The sequence below is a fragment of the Cedecea sp. genome (assembly GCF_036500665.1).
GTDB lineage: Bacteria > Pseudomonadota > Gammaproteobacteria > Enterobacterales > Enterobacteriaceae > Cedecea.
Genome location: NZ_DASYBS010000051.1, coordinates 1 through 18,764 on the forward strand (window position 1 = coordinate 1; position 18,764 = coordinate 18,764).

General features: G+C 56.5%; 15 protein-coding genes and 1 pseudogene. 6 read left to right on the top strand and 10 right to left on the bottom strand.

What is annotated here, in order from left to right; genetic code table 11:
• Positions 1-86 precede the first annotated feature (86 nt).
• The 9 genes from VGM55_RS08245 to VGM55_RS08285 form a co-directional block, all read right to left on the bottom strand.
• Positions 87-1,907, bottom strand: a complete 1,821-nt coding sequence (locus tag VGM55_RS08245) for a M60 family metallopeptidase (RefSeq protein WP_331635209.1) — start codon at positions 1,905-1,907, stop codon at positions 87-89.
• A 346-nt stretch (positions 1,908-2,253) separates the two neighbouring features.
• Positions 2,254-3,798: a histidine ammonia-lyase gene (gene hutH, locus VGM55_RS08250; protein WP_154187548.1), complete on the bottom strand. Its 1,545-nt coding sequence runs from the start codon at positions 3,796-3,798 to the stop codon at positions 2,254-2,256.
• 275 nt (positions 3,799-4,073) lie between these two features.
• Positions 4,074-4,619: an environmental stress-induced protein Ves gene (ves, locus tag VGM55_RS08255; protein ID WP_154187549.1), complete on the bottom strand. Its 546-nt coding sequence runs from the start codon at positions 4,617-4,619 to the stop codon at positions 4,074-4,076.
• A 470-nt stretch (positions 4,620-5,089) separates the two neighbouring features.
• Complete coding sequence (spy, locus tag VGM55_RS08260) at positions 5,090-5,575, bottom strand: ATP-independent periplasmic protein-refolding chaperone Spy (protein WP_154187550.1); 486 nt, start codon at positions 5,573-5,575, stop codon at positions 5,090-5,092.
• Positions 5,576-5,909: 334 nt separating this feature from the next.
• A complete protein-coding gene (gene astE, locus VGM55_RS08265; RefSeq protein ID WP_331635210.1) occupies positions 5,910-6,875 on the bottom strand; it encodes a succinylglutamate desuccinylase in 966 nt (321 codons plus the stop codon).
• A 10-nt stretch (positions 6,876-6,885) separates the two neighbouring features.
• Positions 6,886-8,217 (bottom strand): N-succinylarginine dihydrolase, encoded by a 1,332-nt coding sequence (gene astB / locus VGM55_RS08270; protein ID WP_154187552.1) that lies wholly within the window; start codon positions 8,215-8,217, stop codon positions 6,886-6,888.
• Positions 8,214-9,692 (bottom strand): succinylglutamate-semialdehyde dehydrogenase, encoded by a 1,479-nt coding sequence (gene astD, locus VGM55_RS08275; RefSeq protein ID WP_331635211.1) that lies wholly within the window; start codon positions 9,690-9,692, stop codon positions 8,214-8,216. Before astD ends, astB begins: the two co-directional genes overlap by 4 nt.
• The gene (gene astA, locus VGM55_RS08280; protein WP_154187554.1) at positions 9,689-10,723 is read right to left on the bottom strand and encodes an arginine N-succinyltransferase; all 1,035 of its coding nucleotides are present in this window, start codon (positions 10,721-10,723) and stop codon (positions 9,689-9,691) included. Before astA ends, astD begins: the two co-directional genes overlap by 4 nt.
• On the bottom strand, positions 10,720-11,940 hold the full coding sequence (locus VGM55_RS08285) for an aspartate aminotransferase family protein (protein ID WP_154187555.1): 1,221 nt from the start codon (positions 11,938-11,940) through the stop codon (positions 10,720-10,722). The genes astA and VGM55_RS08285 overlap by 4 nt, the downstream gene beginning before the upstream one ends.
• A gap of 444 nt (positions 11,941-12,384) precedes the next feature.
• On the opposite strand from VGM55_RS08285, the gene xthA reads away from it, so the two are divergent.
• Both xthA and VGM55_RS08295 read left to right on the top strand, forming a co-directional pair.
• On the top strand, positions 12,385-13,191 hold the full coding sequence (gene xthA, locus VGM55_RS08290; protein WP_154187556.1) for an exodeoxyribonuclease III: 807 nt from the start codon (positions 12,385-12,387) through the stop codon (positions 13,189-13,191).
• A 78-nt stretch (positions 13,192-13,269) separates the two neighbouring features.
• Positions 13,270-13,938, top strand: coding sequence for a TVP38/TMEM64 family protein (locus VGM55_RS08295; protein WP_154187557.1), 669 nt, complete (start codon positions 13,270-13,272; stop codon positions 13,936-13,938).
• Between the two features lie 30 nt (positions 13,939-13,968).
• Here the strand turns inward: VGM55_RS08295 and VGM55_RS08300 are convergent, their stop codons facing one another.
• Complete coding sequence (locus VGM55_RS08300; RefSeq protein ID WP_331635212.1) at positions 13,969-14,397, bottom strand: organic hydroperoxide resistance protein; 429 nt, start codon at positions 14,395-14,397, stop codon at positions 13,969-13,971.
• Between the two features lie 225 nt (positions 14,398-14,622).
• Between VGM55_RS08300 and VGM55_RS08305 the strand changes: the two are divergent.
• From VGM55_RS08305 to VGM55_RS08320, 4 genes and pseudogenes are all read left to right on the top strand, one after another.
• Positions 14,623-15,285: pseudogene (locus VGM55_RS08305) on the top strand (TVP38/TMEM64 family protein).
• Between the two features lie 39 nt (positions 15,286-15,324).
• Positions 15,325-16,494: an ABC transporter substrate-binding protein gene (locus VGM55_RS08310; RefSeq protein ID WP_414648226.1), complete on the top strand. Its 1,170-nt coding sequence runs from the start codon at positions 15,325-15,327 to the stop codon at positions 16,492-16,494.
• The gene (locus VGM55_RS08315) at positions 16,467-18,065 is read left to right on the top strand and encodes an ABC transporter permease (protein WP_331635213.1); all 1,599 of its coding nucleotides are present in this window, start codon (positions 16,467-16,469) and stop codon (positions 18,063-18,065) included. The genes VGM55_RS08310 and VGM55_RS08315 overlap by 28 nt, the downstream gene beginning before the upstream one ends.
• A complete protein-coding gene (locus tag VGM55_RS08320) occupies positions 18,065-18,688 on the top strand; it encodes an ATP-binding cassette domain-containing protein (protein WP_154187559.1) in 624 nt (207 codons plus the stop codon). The genes VGM55_RS08315 and VGM55_RS08320 overlap by 1 nt, the downstream gene beginning before the upstream one ends.
• Positions 18,689-18,764 lie beyond the last annotated feature (76 nt).

Here is an 18,764-nt window from a genome sequence, read left to right on the forward strand (position 1 = left end):
ACTGGAACCGGCTTCCGGGATTTAATCTGCTAACGCTGGTAGTGAATAACGTCCCGTTTAAGGACGGGGTACAGGTCCACGAAACATCAGATCAGATCGTTGCCTGATTGCTCCGTACACCAGATTTGACAATAACTCGAAAGTGCCAGGACTTCAACACTCTTTTTATCTTCCCCCGCTCGACTTTCGGCCGTCACTTCAAAGCGCGCACTCACACCTTCAACATTTTTTGGAATAACCACTTCCACCGTAGCGCCTTCCTGAGTTTTGGTGTAAATGCGGGCATCACCCGCAATACGTTTCCAGCGATAACTCACATCGGCCTGATTACTGCTGGCAGTCACGCTATACCCGAAACTGGTGTTGTAGGTCGCCACGGCCGCGATCTTATCCCGACTCAAGCTTATCTGCAGGCCTTGCTCTTCACCCGGCTGAGGTAACTTCATATCGGCCACTTTTTGTCCTGCCGTCGCGCTGAAGAGTAATCCCCATTGAGTGAAGTATTGGCGCAAGTCATATCCTGCCGCCTGGCTGTAAGCCACGACACTAAAGTCAATCACCTTTTCTTTCGAACCCAGAACGTAATTTGTCTTATCCCCCTGGCTACTACCCGGTGCGGCCTGAATGGCTTTTAAACGGGCTTGGTTAACTTTAGGGAAGAAGTTCTCTCCATAAGAAAAGCGCAGACGAGAGAAGAAACCCAGCTGCTTAAACAGGTCTTTAATTGCGCTGTAGTCTTGATATTGAACGTTTGATGCCAGGAAGTTTTCAACGGCCTGCTTATCCCAATTCCCATCTTCAGCAGTAATATTCGAATGACACTGGTTCAGCGGAACTTCACGGCCCTTAAACAATTGGCAGGCTTCTATCGAATATCGGTTAACTTGTATTTCAGAAAAGAGATTCAAGCCTTCACGGGTTGGCTCATACTGATGCCCTAATTCATGCCAAACTCCCCAGTCATTGTGCATCTTGTCGGAACTAAATCCGATCCCCACATACCCATTACGATAATCGGCATAACAGCAGGTGTCATAGTTTGCGAACATGGAGCCCATCGAGGAGGTAAAGAGAGGGTCTGAGCCATCCATACCATTTATCTTCTCGTATAAGGCAATGGTGCGAAGGTTAGTCCCCAGTTCTTTGCCAATGACTTCATTGGTGCGCTGAGCCATCTTATTGGGAACGACGGTATTAGCATGACCATCATAAAGGAACGCGAAGCCCACACGGCTGGCAGTAGTCTTAGCGGCCTGCCAGTCATCCTGGGTACTTTGGCCTAAAATAAACAGGTTACTTTTTTCTGCACCACTGACTTTGAACGGAACAAATTGTCCATTCTGTTGTTTGTCGGGATCACCACAACCTAATAGCAAAATGCCTGATTGTTTAAAGGTGTAATAGTTATCACTTTTGGCTGTGAGAAGGTGTTGATCCAAATACATTTTATCTTTATTGGTAAAATCTCGCCCCGTCGCCGCATAGCAACTCGCGCCTTTTGGGATATTACCGACGTTGATGGTCACCGTCTGCCCGGCTTCGCCAAAGGTGCGGGTAAAGAAGAATATCCCCCGACCCATCGTGGCATAAAGCCCGTTAGGCCAGTCTTTGGTTTCATGGTGTGCAACAGGCATGTTATAGCGATCGGGCGTTGCAGGAGGATACATATCCATCGTGCGTTTGAGCCAGAATAAAGGGGTGCGACTGTCGGCGGATTCTTGCAGCCCCTTATCGGTATCCTGGCGTAATGCTTCGAGGCTATAGCCGATGTGTGGCAAAGCTTCGACAAACCCTGCTTCAGAGCTGAATGTCTCCCACCACGGTGAACTGTTTGCACTTACTACACCTGTAAGCAACATGGGTGAGAAGGCCAGGGTTATCCCCAGCGTTAATGGATTAATTTTCACAATGTCCCTTTGAATTAATAAATGGCAGTAACATTTTTAATTCTTTTGAAATATTTACATACCAGACACGGGGTTTGGGCGCGAAGGAGATGTCTTGATTTGAAGGGGAAAAGTGGGGCCAGAGGGGGAGATTTCTCTAAATCTGCATAAAAAAACAACGTTCAGCAAGGCTAACTCATAACAGAAAAATACTTTATCCCGGTTATGAAAATAGCGGTCAGTTTACGTCTTTACTACAGAGCGTGAAGGAAGAGAGATAAACCGCAGCCAGGGCATTGCTTTATGCCTGTAGCGACGTCAGAAATCAACGTTGCTACAGGCCAACTGGCGATGCCCTGATTTAGATTTATGCCACAGCGGAAGGCAGCAGTTTAGCAATAGCCTCAGGCCAGCTGTCACTGCAGCCCCAAAGACGCATCTGTTCAATATCCGGCGCCAGTAGACGATCTTTGTCCAGGAACGCTACGCGCTCACGGATCTCACCGAAGACGTTCTCCAGCAGCGGAGAGCTGCGAAGCGGCCTGTGGAATTCAATACCCTGAGCGGCAGCCATCGCTTCGATCCCGACAACGGCAGCAGTGTTAAAACACATAGCGCCCAGGCGACGTGCGGCATAGGTTGCCATGGAAACATGGTCTTCCTGGTTAGCCGAGGTCGGCAGGCTATCGACGCTGCCGGGATGCGCGAGCGATTTGTTTTCGGAAGCCAGCGCCGCCGCCGTGACCTGCGCAATCATAAAGCCGGAGTTAATCCCCCCTTCCTTCACCAGGAACGGCGGCAGCCCCGAAAGTCCGGTGTCCAGCAGAAGCGCCAGGCGACGCTCAGAAATAGCCCCAATTTCCGCAACCGCCAGCGCAATGATGTCGGCGGCAAAGGCCACGGGTTCGGCGTGGAAATTACCGCCTGAAATCACCTCACCGGTATCACTGAACACCAGCGGGTTATCGGAAGCGGCGTTGGCTTCAATCTGCAAAACGCGCGCGGCATGGCGCAGGTTGTCCAGACAAGCGCCCATCACCTGGGGCACGCAGCGAATTGAGTACGGGTCCTGAACGCGCCCGCAGTGCAAATGTGAATCAACAATTTTACTGCCGCCAAGGAGATCGCTCACCGCCGCCGCCACATCAATTTGGCCGGACTGGCCGCGGGCCTGATGGATCCGCGCATCAAACGGCTTTACGGAACCTTTGATCGCTTCCAGCGACAGCGCACCCGCCACCAGCCCGGCAGCAAACACCTTCTCGCCTTCAAACAGGCCTCGCAGCGCAAGCGCCGTAGAAACCTGCGTCCCGTTCAGCAGCGCCAGGCCCTCTTTTGGCCCCAGCACCAGCGGCTCAACGCCTGCCAGCTTGAGCCCCTCGACGGCAGGGATCTGCTCGCCGTTAACCCTTACGTTCCCCTCGCCCAGCAGCATCAGCGACAAATGCGCCAGCGGAGCCAGGTCACCGGATGCGCCCACAGAACCTTTCTCCGGGATAACCGGCATCACGCCCGCGTTGAACAGCGCAATAAGGCTGTCAATCACCAACAGGCGAACGCCCGAATGCCCACGTGACAGGCTAATGATTTTGCTGGCCATCACCAGCCGGACAACGTCATCAGGCAACGCTTCGCCAAGCCCGACGCTGTGGGAAAGTACCAGGTTACGCTGAAGCTCGGCGAGGTGATCGGTTGCGATGGTGGTTTGCGCCAGCTTGCCAAACCCGGTGTTGATCCCATACACCACATCACCGTGGGCGACGATGGACTCTACGGTACCCAGCGCGCGCTGAACCGCGGCAACGGCACCGGGATCAAGCCTCAGCAGCACTTTGCCGTGATAGATTTCTCGCAGGGTGGCCAGTGAAACGGAACCGGGAGTAAGACTGCATAGCTTCTTTTGCGTTGACATGTCAGCATCCTGTTTGCATCGGGTTTTGTCTATATTTGTATATACAACTTAACTAATAAACCAAATAATCCGCCAGCGGGTCATAGGACTTTTTTATCGAACGGTGAGCCGGATCGCGCTTGTGAAATTTATCCAGCACGGGATGCTGTAAAGCGATTGCAAGAAAGGGAAAGGGATAGCAAAACCGTGTATAAACAGCACATTTAGAGGTTAATCAGCAAGAAGAAAGACAATAGCCCGGCACAACATCCGGGCATCCGGCAACCCTTTCAGAGCTACAAATAGGTGATTTCGCTAAACAGCAGCTGCCCTTCATTTTTTAACAGACGCAGCGTATGGGTGCCTTCCTGCCACCATGCCCCCTGGTCCGGTGAAAGCAGTTTATCCCCAAGCTGCCACTCGCCGCTCAGCACATAAACCACGCCGCCCCGCGTACCAAAAGTGGTAAAGGTTCTGTCCGCCACGCGCACCTGTGCCCGGCAGCGATCGCGACGTGTCATAATATTAAAATCCATCGACATTCCGCGCGTCAGCTCCGCTTTCACCGGCTGTTCTCCGGCAAAGGTAAACGGCTGATGGCGCTTTAGCGTATGCCGGAACGCTTTCCCACCGTCGAGCACGATCTCGCTTCCCTCCAGCAGCGTCATCACCCGGTCAACCTGCGGGAAGACAGGAAACTCACCGTTATGGGCCAAAGAGGCAATGCTGGCCCGCCAGTTGAAGTCGCGCGTGGCCGGTGGAAAGCAGCAAATTTCGCGAGTTTCCCCTGCACCGTTGCGCCACAGATTCACCGGCACCTTTCGTATATCAAAGAATTCCATCACCACTCCTGAGGACGCGCGATGCTCGCACGCCCTGGCAATTGCTCTTTAAATTGAGCGGCACGCCGGACGGTGATTTCCGTTCTCAGCGGCCCGCTCATCAGTTCTCTGTTTTGTTCGCCGGATCTCTGTCAGGCTCCAGTATTATCGGCAGCCGCGGGCGGTTGCTGTAGCCCTGGTTCTATTTTTGTGACAATGATTTAGCGACTTTTCTGTCAGGAAGCAAAGCAAATTTCTTTCTCTGCGCGGCGGGCGGCAAAATCTGAGGAGTCAGCTGCAATTTTCAGTGTAAGTTGCTGAAATTGAGTGTTTAAAATGACTTGTATGGCCAGCGTGGCCCATGAATAAACAGCCGTTATACTCCGGGAGTCGCGTGAAACCGGGAGTTAAATGAGAAAACCGCCGGTCCTGTTCACAGCGTACATCGCTATTGTGAACAAGACCGGCGGTCTTAATTTAGTTGCTCAGGCTTACTGAGCTGCTGGCATTTTACCTTCATGCGTTGAACGTTCTGTCAGACGCTTCTCAAAATTCGCATTAAACTGCTTTTTCTGTTCCGGCGTCAGAATGTTGTAGATCTTGTTCTGGGTTTGCAGATGCGCCAGCATGCGCGTTTTGTTCTGCTCTGCCATTTTATCTACCTGCGCCTGAGCTTTAGCCTGGTCGAAGCTGTCGCTGGCAATCAGGTCGTGCATCGCCCGGCGTTCGTCAGCAGACGGACGCTGCATTTTGCCGCGCTGTTCTTTCATGATGTCTTTGATTTGCTGTTTCTGCGCATCGGTCAGGTTCAGGTCTTTGAACATCATCTCATGCATCGGGCCGCGCATCATTTTATGGTGCATCATCGGCGCATCGGTTTTTGCATCAGCAGCCGGAGTCGCATCTGCAGCGTGGGCCAGGTTAGCGGCGCCCAGAGCCAGGGTGGAAGCGACGAACAGTGCAGTTAATTTACGCATATTTTTTAACCTTCTCTTTTCATTAAATTGACGGCTCGCTTAAAACACGGTGCCGTGTTGACGAGAATGAGTTTACGAGCCTTATCGTCAAGGTGGCGGTGGCATTGGTAAATCATTGAAAGGGTATAAAACAATAATGCGTCAATTATGGAGGAAATAAGAATTAAGGCTGGAAAGAGTGCAACAAAATATAACAACACGATGATTTAAAAGATAATATGGAGAGTGTACAGTAATCACTCTGGTGAAGGAACCCTGTTTCCAGGAATTGTCTGTAAATAAATGCACAACACGAAATGATTAAGCAGCTCAATTATTCAGAGCTGCTTAAAATTTAAATGACTTCCAGCATTAATCCCGCCCGCAGCCCCAGCGCAACGTCCGGGTTGGGGAATAAAACGTACTCTTTTTCCCCCGCGACGACATAACGTTTGTCGCCATCTTCAGCCAGCAGAGTCCCCTTTGGAAATGCGGTAAAATTCTGCGTCTGCCCGGACATATGCAGCACAAACTTCTCTGACTGTCGGGTGATTTGCTGCGCCACCCGGTAGCGCAGCGGCTCGGCCTCCGTGGCGGGCGATTCTGCGCCGCTTAGCAAAGCTGAAATCGCCTCCTGGGTTACCGCAAACTGGCTCAAATCGTTCTGCCCAAACGGCTGCGCCTTTCCCAGCTCCAGCGTGCAGCTCAGGGCGCCAAAATGCTCGCTGCTGAAGTGGCTAAAGGTGCCGCCCGGTTTTTGATGGAACACCAGCGCCTGCAGGCCGGCACAGCCCAGCCACGTTAAAAACGCCTCGCTATAAGGCAGCGGCCTCGCCGGAAGTACCCCAAAGCGGGGATGATAAGAGCCACGAATGGCGGTATGCATATCGAGGTGCCAGCGTTCTTGTTCATCACTTCGCGACCAAAATTGCTCAAGAGCATGCTCAAGCCTTGCGGCTCGCTGTGTTTCGACGCTTTCCGGGAACTGCTGCCAGCGCCCGCCAAACATGCGGTTCATGTCGCTGTGGGTATAGCGTTTATCGACGCGCAGGGCCGCCGGGTTTCCGAAGATAATCATCGTGCGCCACTGCAGCGGCAGCTGCCCCGCGATCAACCTGTCGGTCAACTGGCTGAGGATCTCCACCGGCGCCGTTTCGTTACCGTGGATCCCGGCAGAAATCACTAACGCCTTCCCCGTCGCCTCGTGCGGCGTCAGCGTCAGGATGCCTTCGTCCCACCAGCGCCAGCTGAGGTGAGTATTTTCCCCGGAAGTTTGTTCAGGCGCCTTGCCGGCCAGCGTCTGCGCCAGAAAATCCATCATGCTTTCTCCTCTATTTCTGGAACGGGTATACCGAACCTAAATCCAGAATCCGCGTCAGTTCGTCAAGCGCTTCGCGCCCCTCACGCAGCAGCAGCGGGTCGGCTAAATCCGCCTGCGTTAAGCGGTCGCGGTACCAGCGATCGACCCAGCCATTCAGCGTCATAAACAGCATATCGTTCATCATCACCGCCGGGTTAACCGCTATTAACTCTTCATCCGTCAGCACCACCCGCAGGCGCAGGCACGCCGGGCCGCCGCCGTTGGCCATGCTTTCCCGCAGGTCAAAGACCTGCAGTTCGCTGATGGGGTTTTCCGCCTCCAGCAGCTGATTAAGGTAACGCCAGACGCCGGAATGCTGACGAGATTCTTCCGGCAGCACCAGCGTCATGCCGCCGTCAGCCCGGCTCAATAGCTGGCTGTTAAACAGATAGGTTGAGACCGCATCGGCAACCGAAACAAGATTGTCCGGCACTTCAATAGCCTTGAAGCCGGGAACATGTTCACCCAATTGCTGATAAAGCCCTTGCTGTTCAACAAACGCATACTGATGGCAAAACAGCACCTCACGGTTAGAAACCGCGATGACATCGTTGTGGAACACGCCCTGGTCGATAACCGCCGGGTTCTGCTGAGCGTAAATCACCTGTTCAGGCCGCACCTGATTTAAACGGGCAACCGCCTGGCTGGCTTCCAGCGTTTGACGAGCGGGATAGCGAGCGGGCGCCTGCCCGCTTTTCGAATCCTCTCGTCCATACACAAACAGCTGCACGCCTGGGTCGCCGTATTCACCGCCTAAACGGTTATGGTTTGCCGCGCCCTCGTCGCCGAATAGCGCAACCTGAGGCAGCGCGCCGTGTACGGCAAAGCGCCCGGTATCACGGAACATCGCCCGCAGCACGTTTTCCGTCGTCGGTGCTTCGCTGGCGCGGTGGAATTTATTATTCAGGTTGGCGACGGTGAAGTGCACTTTCCCGTCCAGCGTATCGGCCGAAGGCGCCACCGTCGCCGCGTTCGCCACCCACATAGATGAAGCCGAGCTGGCGGCAGACAGCAGTTGAGGAGCCTGGCGAGCCGCACGCTCGACAACCTGCTCATCGCTGCCGCTAAAGCCAATCTGCCTGAGCACGCCGATATTAGGGCGCTCCTGCGGAGCAATCACGCCCTGCGGATAACCCGCGTCCGCCAGCGCTTTCATTTTTAGCAGCCCCTGCTTCGCCGCCAGCTTCGGATTAGACACGCGAAACTGGTGCTTAGTCGACGCTTCATTGCCAAACGACAGGCCGGCGTAATGGTGGGTCAGCCCCACCAGTCCGTCGAAGTTTGCTTCGCGCGCGCGCTTCATGGCTGCTCCTCGCGGCTAAAATCGAGCCCCGGACTTAACGTCTGCGGCAGCGCAAAGCTCGTGCTTTCCAGCGAGGCCATCGGCCAGGCGCAATAGTCAGCCGCATACCAGGCGCTGGCGCGGTGGTTGCCCGAAGCGCCCACGCCGCCAAACGGTGCGGTACTGGCTGCGCCGGTCAGCGGTTTATTCCAGTTCACGATCCCGGCCCGCGCTTCCAGCAGCAGCTGGTCAAACTGCTCGCGGGACGGCGAGATAAGCCCGCTTGCCAGGCCATAACGCGTGTCGTTGGCCATACGGATAGCGTCGTCAAAGCTGTTATAGCGGTAGATAGCCAGCAGCGGGCCAAACACTTCTTCATCCGGCACGTCGGCCACGCCGCTAAGCTCGACGATGCCCGGCGTCAGTAATGATGTACCCGGGCGGATCATTTTCGGCTCCAGCAGCGGCTTGCCGCCGCGGGCGATGTGTTCCTGAAAGGCGGTGAGCACGCGCTCGGCGGCCTGCACCGAAATCAGCCCGCCGATGAACGGCTGCGGAATGGCGTCCCATTCCCCCGGCTGCAGGCGGGAAGAGACTTCAACCAGGCGGCAAATAAATTCATCCCCCTGCTCGCCCTGCTTCACCAGCAGGCGACGGGCGCAGGTACATCGCTGCCCGGCGGTGATAAACGCGGACTGAATAGCCACGTGAACGGCCCCGTCGATATCCTGCGGATCTTCGACGATAAGCGGATTATTTCCTCCCATTTCAAGGGCGAGGATCTTTTCCGGCTGCCCGGCAAACTGGCGGTGCAAATGGTAACCGGTGCCCGCGCTGCCGGTGAACAGCAGGCCATCGAGATCCGACTGCTGCGACAGCGCCTGGCCGGTTTCGCGCCCGCCCTGCACCAGATTCAGCACGCCGGCAGGAATACCGGCTTCTTCCCACAGCTTCATCACCTGCTCACCGATGCGCGGCGTGAGCTCGCTCGGCTTAAAGACAATGGTGTTCCCGGCCAGCAGCCCCGGCACGATGTGGCCGTTAGGTAAATGGCCCGGTAGATTATACGGGCCAAAGACCGCCAGCACGCCGTGAGGACGATGGCGTAAAGTTGCCGCGCCGTCCGGCATCGCGGTCTTCGTTTCACCGGTTCTGGTGTGGTAAGACTTGATTGAGATGGCAATCTTGTTGACCATCGCGGCCGCTTCGGTCGCGGCCTCCCAGCGCGGTTTCCCGGTTTCCTGGGCGATAGTCTCGGTGAGTGCGGCTTTATTCGCTTCCAGCAGCCCGGCAAAACGCTCGACAATCTCCTGGCGTTCGGCAAACGGGCGCTTCGCCCAGCCGGGGAACGCTACACGCGCGGCACGACAGGCTTCATCTACCTGCGTTTTGTCCGCCACCAGCCCTTCCCACAGCAGCGAGCCGTTCACCGGGTTATGCTTTAACAGCGCTTCGCCGCGTCCTGGAACCCATTGTCCGTTAATCCAGTTAGTCATACTTTTTTCTCCTCGGGGCACAGGCGCACCACGCGCACGGTGTCTCCGCTGGCGCACTTCAGCGCGTCGGCGGTGGCGGCATCAAGAACCAGTTTCTCGCCTTTCGGGTCAGCGTTAATCAGCATGACGCGGAACTGGTGGTAATTTTCATTGGCGACCAGGCAGACCGGCAGCGCGTCGGTAGCGGGCTGGCCGATAGCCACGGTCTGCAGGCGGCTTTTACGGATAGCACGCACGCGGTCGATATCACATTCCAGCGTCGGGCCGCCGTCGAAAATGTCGACATAGTTCCGGTAGCGGAACCCTTCTGCTTCAAGCACGGTGCGCGCAGGGGCCGTTTGCGGATGCACCTGGCCGATAACCGCCTGCGCCTCTTTAGAGAGGAAGTCGGTATAAATTGGGTGCTTTGGCATCAGCTCGGCGATAAACGCTTTCTGCCCGGTGCCGCACAAATAGTCGGCACGGGCGAACTCCATCGAGAAGAAACGGTTGCCCAGGCTTTCCCAGAACGGCGAGTGCCCGTGTTCGTCGATCACGCCGCGCATCTCGGCAACCACCTTTTCGTTAAAACGCTCGCGGAAGGCCGCCATAAACAGAAAACGGGATTTCGACAGCAGATAACCGTTCCCCTCTTTACGCCAGGCCGGATCGAGGAACAGCGTACAAAGCTCGCTCGCCCCGGTGTGATCGTGGGTGAGAAAAAGCGTAGGCAGCGCGTTGTAGATATTTAACTCTTTGGAGGCATGAACCAGCGTCCCGACCCGGTAGTTGTACCAGGGATCGTTCAGCCCTACGGCCACCTCAATGGCACAAATCCCCGCTACCTGGCCACTGCTGGTATCTTCAAGGACAAAAACATAGCCCTGGTCTCCCTTCGACAGCCCGCCCTGCCAGGTCTGCAGCGAGCGTTCGATTCGGTCGGCCAGCGTTTTTTCATCGGCGGGGAGCGAGGTCAGCCCGCCGCCGGTTTTCCCGGCAAGCTTAAGCAATCCCGACAGATCGCCTCGTTCGATCGGGCGAATAACCATCATGATGAGACTCCCGCAAGGTAGCGTTCACAGGCACGTTCAAAGCGATCCAGACCGAGCTGAACTTCCGCCTCGCTGACGATGAGCGCAGGCGCAAAACGCAGCACGTTAGCGCCGGCAATCAGCATCATCAGGCCTTCCTGCGCGGCGGCCTGCAGAATAAGTTTCGCTTTACCGGCATGTTCAGGGCGCAGCGCGCAGCCGATGAGCAGCCCTAAGCCACGGACTTCGCTGAACAGCTGATGTTTCTGGTTAATATGGTTCAGGCGCTCAACGAACCATTCATGGCGCTGCTTCACGCCGTTTAGCACTTCCGGCGTATTGATGATTTCCAGCACGCGCCCGGCCACCGCAGAAGCCAGCGGGTTACCGCCGTAGGTGGTACCGTGGGTGCCGACAACCATCACTTTGGCAAAGCGGTCGGTGGTCAGCAGCGCGCCGATAGGGAAGCCACCGCCCAGCGCTTTAGCCGTAGAGAGTACGTCCGGCGTCACGCCATAGTGCATATAGGCATACAGCGAGCCGGTGCGGCCCACGCCGGTTTGTACTTCGTCAAAAATCAGTACCGCGTTGTGTTTATCGCAAAGTTCGCGCAGCCCCTGGAGGAACTCTGGCGTGGCGGGGACTACACCACCTTCACCTTGCATAGGCTCGACGATAACCGCACAGGTTTCGTCATTAATCAGGTCACGAGCAGACTGCAGATCGTTAAAGACCGCGTGGTTAATCTGCGGCGGCAGCGGCGCAAAATCCTGAGAATAAGCGGGCTGGCCACCGGCCGTGACGGTAAACAGCGTGCGGCCGTGAAACGCATTCTTGAACGCCACAATGCCGCTTTTCTGCGAGCCAAAATTATCATGGGCGTATTTACGCGCCAGCTTCAGCGCGGCTTCGTTGGCTTCTGCACCCGAGTTGCAGAAAAACACTTTCTCGGCAAAGGTGGCGTCGATCAGCTGCTTCGCCAGCTTCAGCACCGGCTCGTTGGTGTAGCCGTTGCCGGTATGCCAGAATTTTGCCGCCTGCTCTTCCAGCGCTTTACGCATTTCAGGATGAGCATGCCCCAGGGCGTTAACCGCGATGCCACCGGCAAAGTCGATGTAGTCTTTTCCCTGTTGATCCCACAGGGTGGAACCCTCGCCACGAACCGGAATAAAAGGCGCAGGGGCATAAACCGGCATCATCCATTCGTCGAAATGTTGGCGTGTAATTGACTGCGACATAGTGACCCCTCACGGTAAACAAAAAGTTTATTAAATGTTAAATAATTGAGTGTTTGCGCTGTAAATGTAGATTGCAGGCATCGTGCCAGCCAGCGATAAAAACGCATAAACCGGGGGGTGAAACGAAAAATCAATAACTTAAGAACACTCAATATTCATATAAAATGAATAAAAAGTGCATAGTTTTAACGTACCGCCTGATTCGCAACACGAAAACAAGAAATATTATGCAGTGGTAAAATATAATGCTGGAATTGTGATCGCCTTCGGGATTTGCCTGCCGTTTTCGCCCCCTTTTTGCGCATTGAGATCAATTTTGGTGCAAATGTTGCTTTATTTCTGCCCGTCAGGCGCGCCTATGGCAGTGATTCGCTTCAGCGCAGCAACCTGCGCCGTTTTCTGCTACCATCCTGCAACAATTAACCTGACAACCTGGCAGCGACTATGAAATTTGTCTCTTTTAATATCAACGGCCTGCGCGCCCGTCCTCATCAGCTTGAAGCCATAGTAGAACAGCATCAGCCGGACGTTATCGGTCTGCAGGAAACCAAAGTGCACGACGATATGTTCCCGCTGGAAGACGTGGAGAAACTCGGCTACCACGTGTTTTATCACGGCCAGAAGGGCCATTACGGCGTGGCGCTGCTGACCAAAGAGAAGCCGATTGCGGTGCGTAAAGGCTTCCCAACCGACGACGAAGACGCTCAGCGTCGCATTATCATGGCGGAAATCCCGTCTGAATTTGGCAACCTCACGGTGATCAACGGCTACTTCCCACAGGGCGAAAGCCGCGATCATGAAACCAAGTTCCCGGCCAAAACCAAGTTTTACCAGGATCTGCAGGACTTCCTGCAGGGTGAACTGCGCCCGGAAAACCCGGTGCTTATCATGGGCGACATGAACATCAGCCCGACCGATCTGGACATCGGCATTGGGGAAGAAAACCGCAAGCGCTGGCTGCGTACCGGGAAATGCTCGTTCCTGCCGGAAGAGCGTGAATGGATGGCTCGCCTGCTCGGCTGGGGCCTGGTGGACACTTATCGCCACGCCAACCCGGAAACACAGGACAAATTCTCGTGGTTTGACTACCGCTCAAAAGGCTTCGACGATAACCGCGGCCTGCGTATAGATCTGCTGCTGGCAAGCCAGGGGCTGGCGCCGCATTGCGTGGCAACCGGGATCGACTACGACATTCGTGGCATGGAAAAACCGTCCGACCACGCCCCTGTTTGGGCGCAGTTTAAGCGGTAAGGGAAATACTGAAGATCGACACATCTTCAGACAAGGACAGCGAGATGCGGTTTTTCCCCCTGACGAGGCGCGAACAGAATGCGTAAAATCCTGTTTTTGCTGCTGGCCACGCTGGTCATCTCGCTGTTAATCCTGCTGCCGCCGGGCACCCTTAGTCTGGCGACGCTGCAGAAATATCACGCTCAGCTTAGTCTCTGGCATGCGGAGCGCCCGGCGCTAGTGATGGGTGCCTTCTTCCTCGGCTATTTCCTGATTTCCGCCCTTTCCATTCCCGGCACGCGCATTATGACGCTGATGGGCGGCGCGCTATTTGGGCTGATTGAAGGCACCGTGCTGGTCGCCACCGCCGCCGCCAGTGGCGCAACGGTGGCCATGCTGCTCAGCCGCTACCTGCTGCACGACTGGGTGCAGCGGCGTTTTTCCGCGAGAATGACGAAGATTAACGAGGGCATTAAGCACAATATCACGCAGTGCCTGTTTGCCCTGCGTCTGGTGCCGGTATTGCCCTTCTCCATCATCAACCTGCTGATGGGGCTAACGCCCATCTCCGCCGTCCGTTTCGCGGTGGTGACGCTACTCGGCCTGCTGCCGTCCATCGTGCTGTACATCAGCACCGGCCGCCAGCTTAGCCAGATAGAAAGCCTGCGGGACATTATTTCTCCCGCCATGCTGCTGCTGTTTGCGCTGATTGGCCTGCTGCCGCTGGTTTCCCACTGGCTGATAAAAAGAGCCCGGCTCAAAAACTAAACGCCCCCTGCTAGCGAAGGCGTTTTGTCATTACCCTTGCGAAAGCAACGTCACCTCGATATTGCCGGTAATCGCCCGCGAATAGGGGCAGGTTGCATGGGCCGCTGCCAGTAAAGTTTCGCGCTGGGCTTCGCTTAGTCCCGGCAGCTTAACGTTGAGCGTGACGGCGAGAGCAAAGTGGCTGTCGTTATCCACTTTACCCAGCGAGACGCTGGCATCGACAGCGGTCTCCTCCGGAATGCGGATAGCCAGTTTTTTCCCCGCCAGCCCAATCGCCCCCATAAAGCAGGCGGAGTAACCGACGGCAAAAAGCTGTTCCGGATTAGTCCCCGGTTTGCCGGACCCCGGCGTGCTGAGCTGCACGTCCAGGCTGCCGTCGTCCGAACGGCCGTGCCCGCTGCGGGTGCCAACGGTGGTGGTGTGGGCGGTATACAGCACTTTTTCGAGTTTGGCAGACATGGTGATTCCTCAATCGTGGGTGGCAAGAGGCGTCATTTAACCGCTGCCGTGTATCTGCAATATGTCCAGCGCCGGGTCAAAATGTATAAGCCTGTATCCACTTCATGACCTGGCTCAAGAAGTGGAAGAGTTCAGGCACTCCGGAATAAACACTTCGCTATACTCCACGCCTTTACGGGGTCGGAGCTTGCATGACGATGGGCAAGCAAAAGAAAAGGATTACGCGTGCGTAAGATAATCTTCGCCCTGCTGGTGATAGCCGTGGCGCTCTTTCTTTTCCTGCTGCCACCGGGAACCCTGAGCCTGCAGGCGCTTCAGCATTCTCAGGCACAGCTTGTTCACTGGCACGCACAGCATCCTGTGCTGGCGGCAGGCGCTTTTTTCTTCTGCTATTTTTTTACTGCGGCTTTTTCCATTCCGGGCGCTACGCTGTTAACGCTGCTGGGCGGCGCGATGTTTGGTCTTGTGCAGGGATCGCTGCTGGTTGCTTTCGCCGCAACCGGAGGCGCCACGGTGGCCATGCTCATCAGCCGCTATTTGCTTCGGGACTGGGTTCAGCGCCGCTTCTCGCGCATGATGGAAAAGGTCAACCAGGGCGTACAGCGAGATGGCGGTCATTACCTTTTTGCCCTGCGGCTCGCGCCGGTCTTCCCGTTTGTGCTGGTGAATTTGTTAATGGGGCTGACGCCGATTGGCGTGGTCCGCTATGCCGTAATTAGCCTGTTGGGCATGCTGCCCGCCATCGTGGTGTAAATCAACACCGGCAGGCAGTTGAGCCAGCTGGAAAGCCTGAGCGATGTTCTCTCGCCCGGCATGATGCTGATGTTTGCCCTGTTAGGGCTGCTGCCGCTGGCCTCGCGCTGGCTGGTCAGACTCACCGCTCAATAACGTTTTAAGGACACTCTCTTGCAACGCTTTATTCCTGGAATGCGGGCGCTGATGCTTGCCCTGTCGCTGGTCGGCTTTAGCGCCGCCACTCACGCTCAACGCTGGCAAGAGGTCCGTCAGCAGGCGAACGGCCAGACGGTTTATTTCAACGCCTGGGGCGGCGATCCCGCCGTTAACGCTTACCTGGACTGGGTCAGCCATGAGGTAAAAACTCACTACGGCGTGACGCTCAAGCTTGTGAAGCTGGCGGATGCGGCCGATGCGGTCAGGCGTATTCAAAGCGAAGCGGCGGCAGGCAGAAAAAACGGCGGCTCGGTAGACCTGCTTTGGGTCAACGGTGAAAACTTTAGCGTGCTCAAGCAGGCAGGTTTACTCAGCGAAAGCTGGGCTGAGAGCCTGCCAAACTGGCGGTATGTCGACCTTAATAAGCCGGTGCGCGAGGATTTTTCAGTGCCGGTTAACGGCGCAGAAGCCCCCTGGGGGGGAGCGCAGTTGATGTTTATCGGCGATAAGCAACGCACGCCCGAGTTCCCGCAGAATGCACAGCAGCTGCTGGATTTCGCCAAAGCTAACCCTGGCAAGCTTAGCTACCCGCGCCCGCCGGACTTCACCGGCACGGCGTTTCTGGAGCAGCTGCTGATTGTGCTGACCGAACGACCGGACGCGCTGAAAACCGCGCCCAACCCGGCGAGCGTAGAAAAGGTCACCGCCCCGCTCTGGCGCTACCTCGACCAGTTGCATCCTTACCTTTGGCAGAAAGGCAAAGCCTTCCCGCCGACGCCTGCGCGAATGGATCGTATGCTGGCCGACGGCGAGCTGCTATTTTCCGTGACCTTTAACCCGGCGCACGTGGACAATCTGATTGCCCGCCGCCAACTTCCTGCGTCGGCAGTCTCCTTTGGCTTCCGGGAAGGTATGCTGGGTAACGTGCATTTTGTCGCTATCCCGGCGAACAGCGGCGCAAAAGCCGGTGCGCAGGTGGTTGCCAACTTCCTGATGTCCCCGGCAGCGCAAATTCGTAAGGCTGACCCGGCGGTCTGGGGAGATGCGAGCGTGCTGAACGGCGAGGCGCTGCCCCAGAGCCAAAAAGTACAGCTGCAAAAGCTGGCGCCAAAAAGCCAGCGTCCGGTTCCCTTCCTTGCCGAACCGCACGCCGCGTGGGTCACCGCCATCGAACAGGCATGGCTTCAGCGCTACGGATCCCGATGAGCCGCAGCTTTACGCTTGCCGGATGGCTGGCGGCAGGCCTGGTGTTTATCCCTGTGCTGCCAGGGCTTGCCCTGATGGTTCCTCCTTTACTAAGGGGTGAAACCTGGCTTGCCCTCTGGCAGGACTCACAGTGGCCCGCAGCTCTACTTGCCACGCTTACCTCCACCCTTATCAGCGCCGGCGGCGCATTGCTGCTGGCGTTAATCATCATCTGCGGCCTGTTTCCCGGCGCGCGCTGGCAGCGCTATCTCCGACGTCTTCCGCTGCTGCTGGCCTTGCCGCACGTTGCTTTTGCCAGCGGCTTTTACTTTCTGTTTTCAGACAGCGGCTGGCTGACTCGCCTTCTCGGCCTCTCTCTGCCGCCGGATAACTACGGCGTTGCCCTCGGCATTATGCTGGCGTTGAAGGAAGCCTGGTTCTTGCTGTGGTTCTCGGCCGCGCAGCTGCAAAGCGAACGGCTGAGCCAACAGCTAACGCTCGCCAGAACGCTCGGCTACGGCGAGCTTCAGTCGCGTCTATTTGTGCTCGTGCCGCAGCTTTTGCCACGCCTGGGCTGGGCGCTGGTGGCCGTGGTTGCCTACAGCCTGTCCGTCGTGGATGTAGCGTTGATACTGGGTCCCGGTAACCCACCGACGTACGCCGTGCTGGCCTGGCAATGGCTAACGGACAGCGACATCTCCCGCCAGCACATGGGGCTTGCCGCATCCGGCGTACTGCTGCTGATACTCGGAGGTGTTGTTATTTGCGGGCGTGTGGTGTGGAAACGAATAAAGCAGCGCAGCACACAATTCTCAGGAAAACGTCATCCGCTGAGCATCACTCTCATTGGTGAAGGGGTAAGCCGGGCGCTTTCAGCTTTTGCTCTCGCGGCTGTCCTGATGCTGGCAGTCTGGTGCTTCGCCGAAGGTTGGTTTTACCCCGCGCTATTTCCGGAGTACCTTACCCTAAGCGGCTGGCGGCAGGCAGAACTTGCGCCGCTGTGGACAGGCCTTGCTGCGGGGCTTATCAGCGCCCTTCTCGCGTTGCCCATTGTGCTACTTTGGCTACAGGGCTGCCCTCGCCGCTACGATGGCTGGCTCTTCCTTCCGCTTTTCCTTCCCGCGCTGCCGCTGGCCGCCGGGCAGTATCAACTGTTGCTCAGGCTGGGGCTTGAAGGGACATGGCTCGCGCTTATCTGGAGCCATCTTTTATGGGTCGTGCCCTACACGCTGCTGATCCTGAAGCCCGCCTGGCAGCAAATCGATCCGCGCCTGGTGCTCGCGGCACGGACGTTTGGCTGGTCGCCCGGCAAAATTCTGTATCTCACCAAAGTCCCGCTGCTGGCTCGCCCTTTGCTGGCGGCGATGGCGGTTGGTTTTTCGGTGAGCATCGCGCAATATTTACCTACGCTTTATGCCGGAGCGGGTCGCTTCGCCACCGTAACAACGGAAGCGGTAGCGCTCAGCAGCGGCGGCGATCCGCAGCAGTCTGCTATTCAGGCCCTGCTGCAAACATTGCTGCCAATGCTGATGTTTATCGCCACCGCCTGGCTTAGTCGCGTCGTTGGCTCCCACAGAAGAGGATTACGCTAATGCTCAGCGTACGGAACTGCTCAATATTGCGCGACGGCAAGCCGCTGCTGGAAAGTATCAGCTTCAATGCCGTTCCCGGTGAAGTGGTTACGCTGATGGGGCCATCTGGCGCGGGCAAATCAACGTTCCTGAACTGGATGATCGGCGATTTACTCCCGCCGTTCAGTGCCAGCGGAACGCTTCTCCTTAACCAGCGCAGCCTTGAAATGCTGCCAGTCGAAGATCGTCGTATCGGGATCTTGTTCCAGGACGCCCTGCTGTTGCCGCATCTCAACGTTGGGCAAAACCTGCTGATGGCGGTACCGGCTAATATCAAAGGGCGCTCGTCGCGACAACGCCTTGTCGCAGAGGTGCTGGGAAATGCCGGGCTGGCAAACTGTGAACGCAGAGATCCCGCTACGCTTTCCGGCGGCGAGCGTGCGCGAATCAGCGTGCTGCGCGCCCTGCTTGCCGAGCCTGAAGCCCTGCTGCTGGATGAGCCTTTTTCCAGGCTGGATCTGCCGCTGCGTCAGAGTTTCCGCGAATTTGTCTGGCAAAAAACCAACCAGCTCGGGCTGCCGGTGGTACTGGTCACCCACGATGCCCAGGATATTCCTGATCGCAGCCAGGTTATTCAGCTTTAGCCCACCGAACATGAGATATCGCAAAGAAGCGAGAACCCACGGTGACTAAACTGGCGGCTCTTTTGCTATCCTTCAG

Coding starts and splice junctions, on each gene's coding strand:
- hutH (WP_154187548.1), bottom strand. CDS start 3,798: ATGTCAACGCAAAAGAAGCTATGCAGTCTTACTCCCGGTTCCGTTTCA.
- ves (WP_154187549.1), bottom strand. CDS start 4,619: ATGGAATTCTTTGATATACGAAAGGTGCCGGTGAATCTGTGGCGCAAC.
- spy (WP_154187550.1), bottom strand. CDS start 5,575: ATGCGTAAATTAACTGCACTGTTCGTCGCTTCCACCCTGGCTCTGGGC.
- astE (WP_331635210.1), bottom strand. CDS start 6,875: ATGATGGATTTTCTGGCGCAGACGCTGGCCGGCAAGGCGCCTGAACAA.
- astB (WP_154187552.1), bottom strand. CDS start 8,217: ATGAAGCGCGCGCGCGAAGCAAACTTCGACGGACTGGTGGGGCTGACC.
- astD (WP_331635211.1), bottom strand. CDS start 9,692: ATGACTAACTGGATTAACGGACAATGGGTTCCAGGACGCGGCGAAGCG.
- astA (WP_154187554.1), bottom strand. CDS start 10,723: ATGATGGTTATTCGCCCGATCGAACGAGGCGATCTGTCGGGATTGCTT.
- VGM55_RS08285 (WP_154187555.1), bottom strand. CDS start 11,940: ATGTCGCAGTCAATTACACGCCAACATTTCGACGAATGGATGATGCCG.
- xthA (WP_154187556.1), top strand. CDS start 12,385: ATGAAATTTGTCTCTTTTAATATCAACGGCCTGCGCGCCCGTCCTCAT.
- VGM55_RS08295 (WP_154187557.1), top strand. CDS start 13,270: ATGCGTAAAATCCTGTTTTTGCTGCTGGCCACGCTGGTCATCTCGCTG.
- VGM55_RS08300 (WP_331635212.1), bottom strand. CDS start 14,397: ATGTCTGCCAAACTCGAAAAAGTGCTGTATACCGCCCACACCACCACC.
- VGM55_RS08310 (WP_414648226.1), top strand. CDS start 15,325: ATGCGGGCGCTGATGCTTGCCCTGTCGCTGGTCGGCTTTAGCGCCGCC.
- VGM55_RS08315 (WP_331635213.1), top strand. CDS start 16,467: ATGGCTTCAGCGCTACGGATCCCGATGAGCCGCAGCTTTACGCTTGCC.
- VGM55_RS08320 (WP_154187559.1), top strand. CDS start 18,065: ATGCTCAGCGTACGGAACTGCTCAATATTGCGCGACGGCAAGCCGCTG.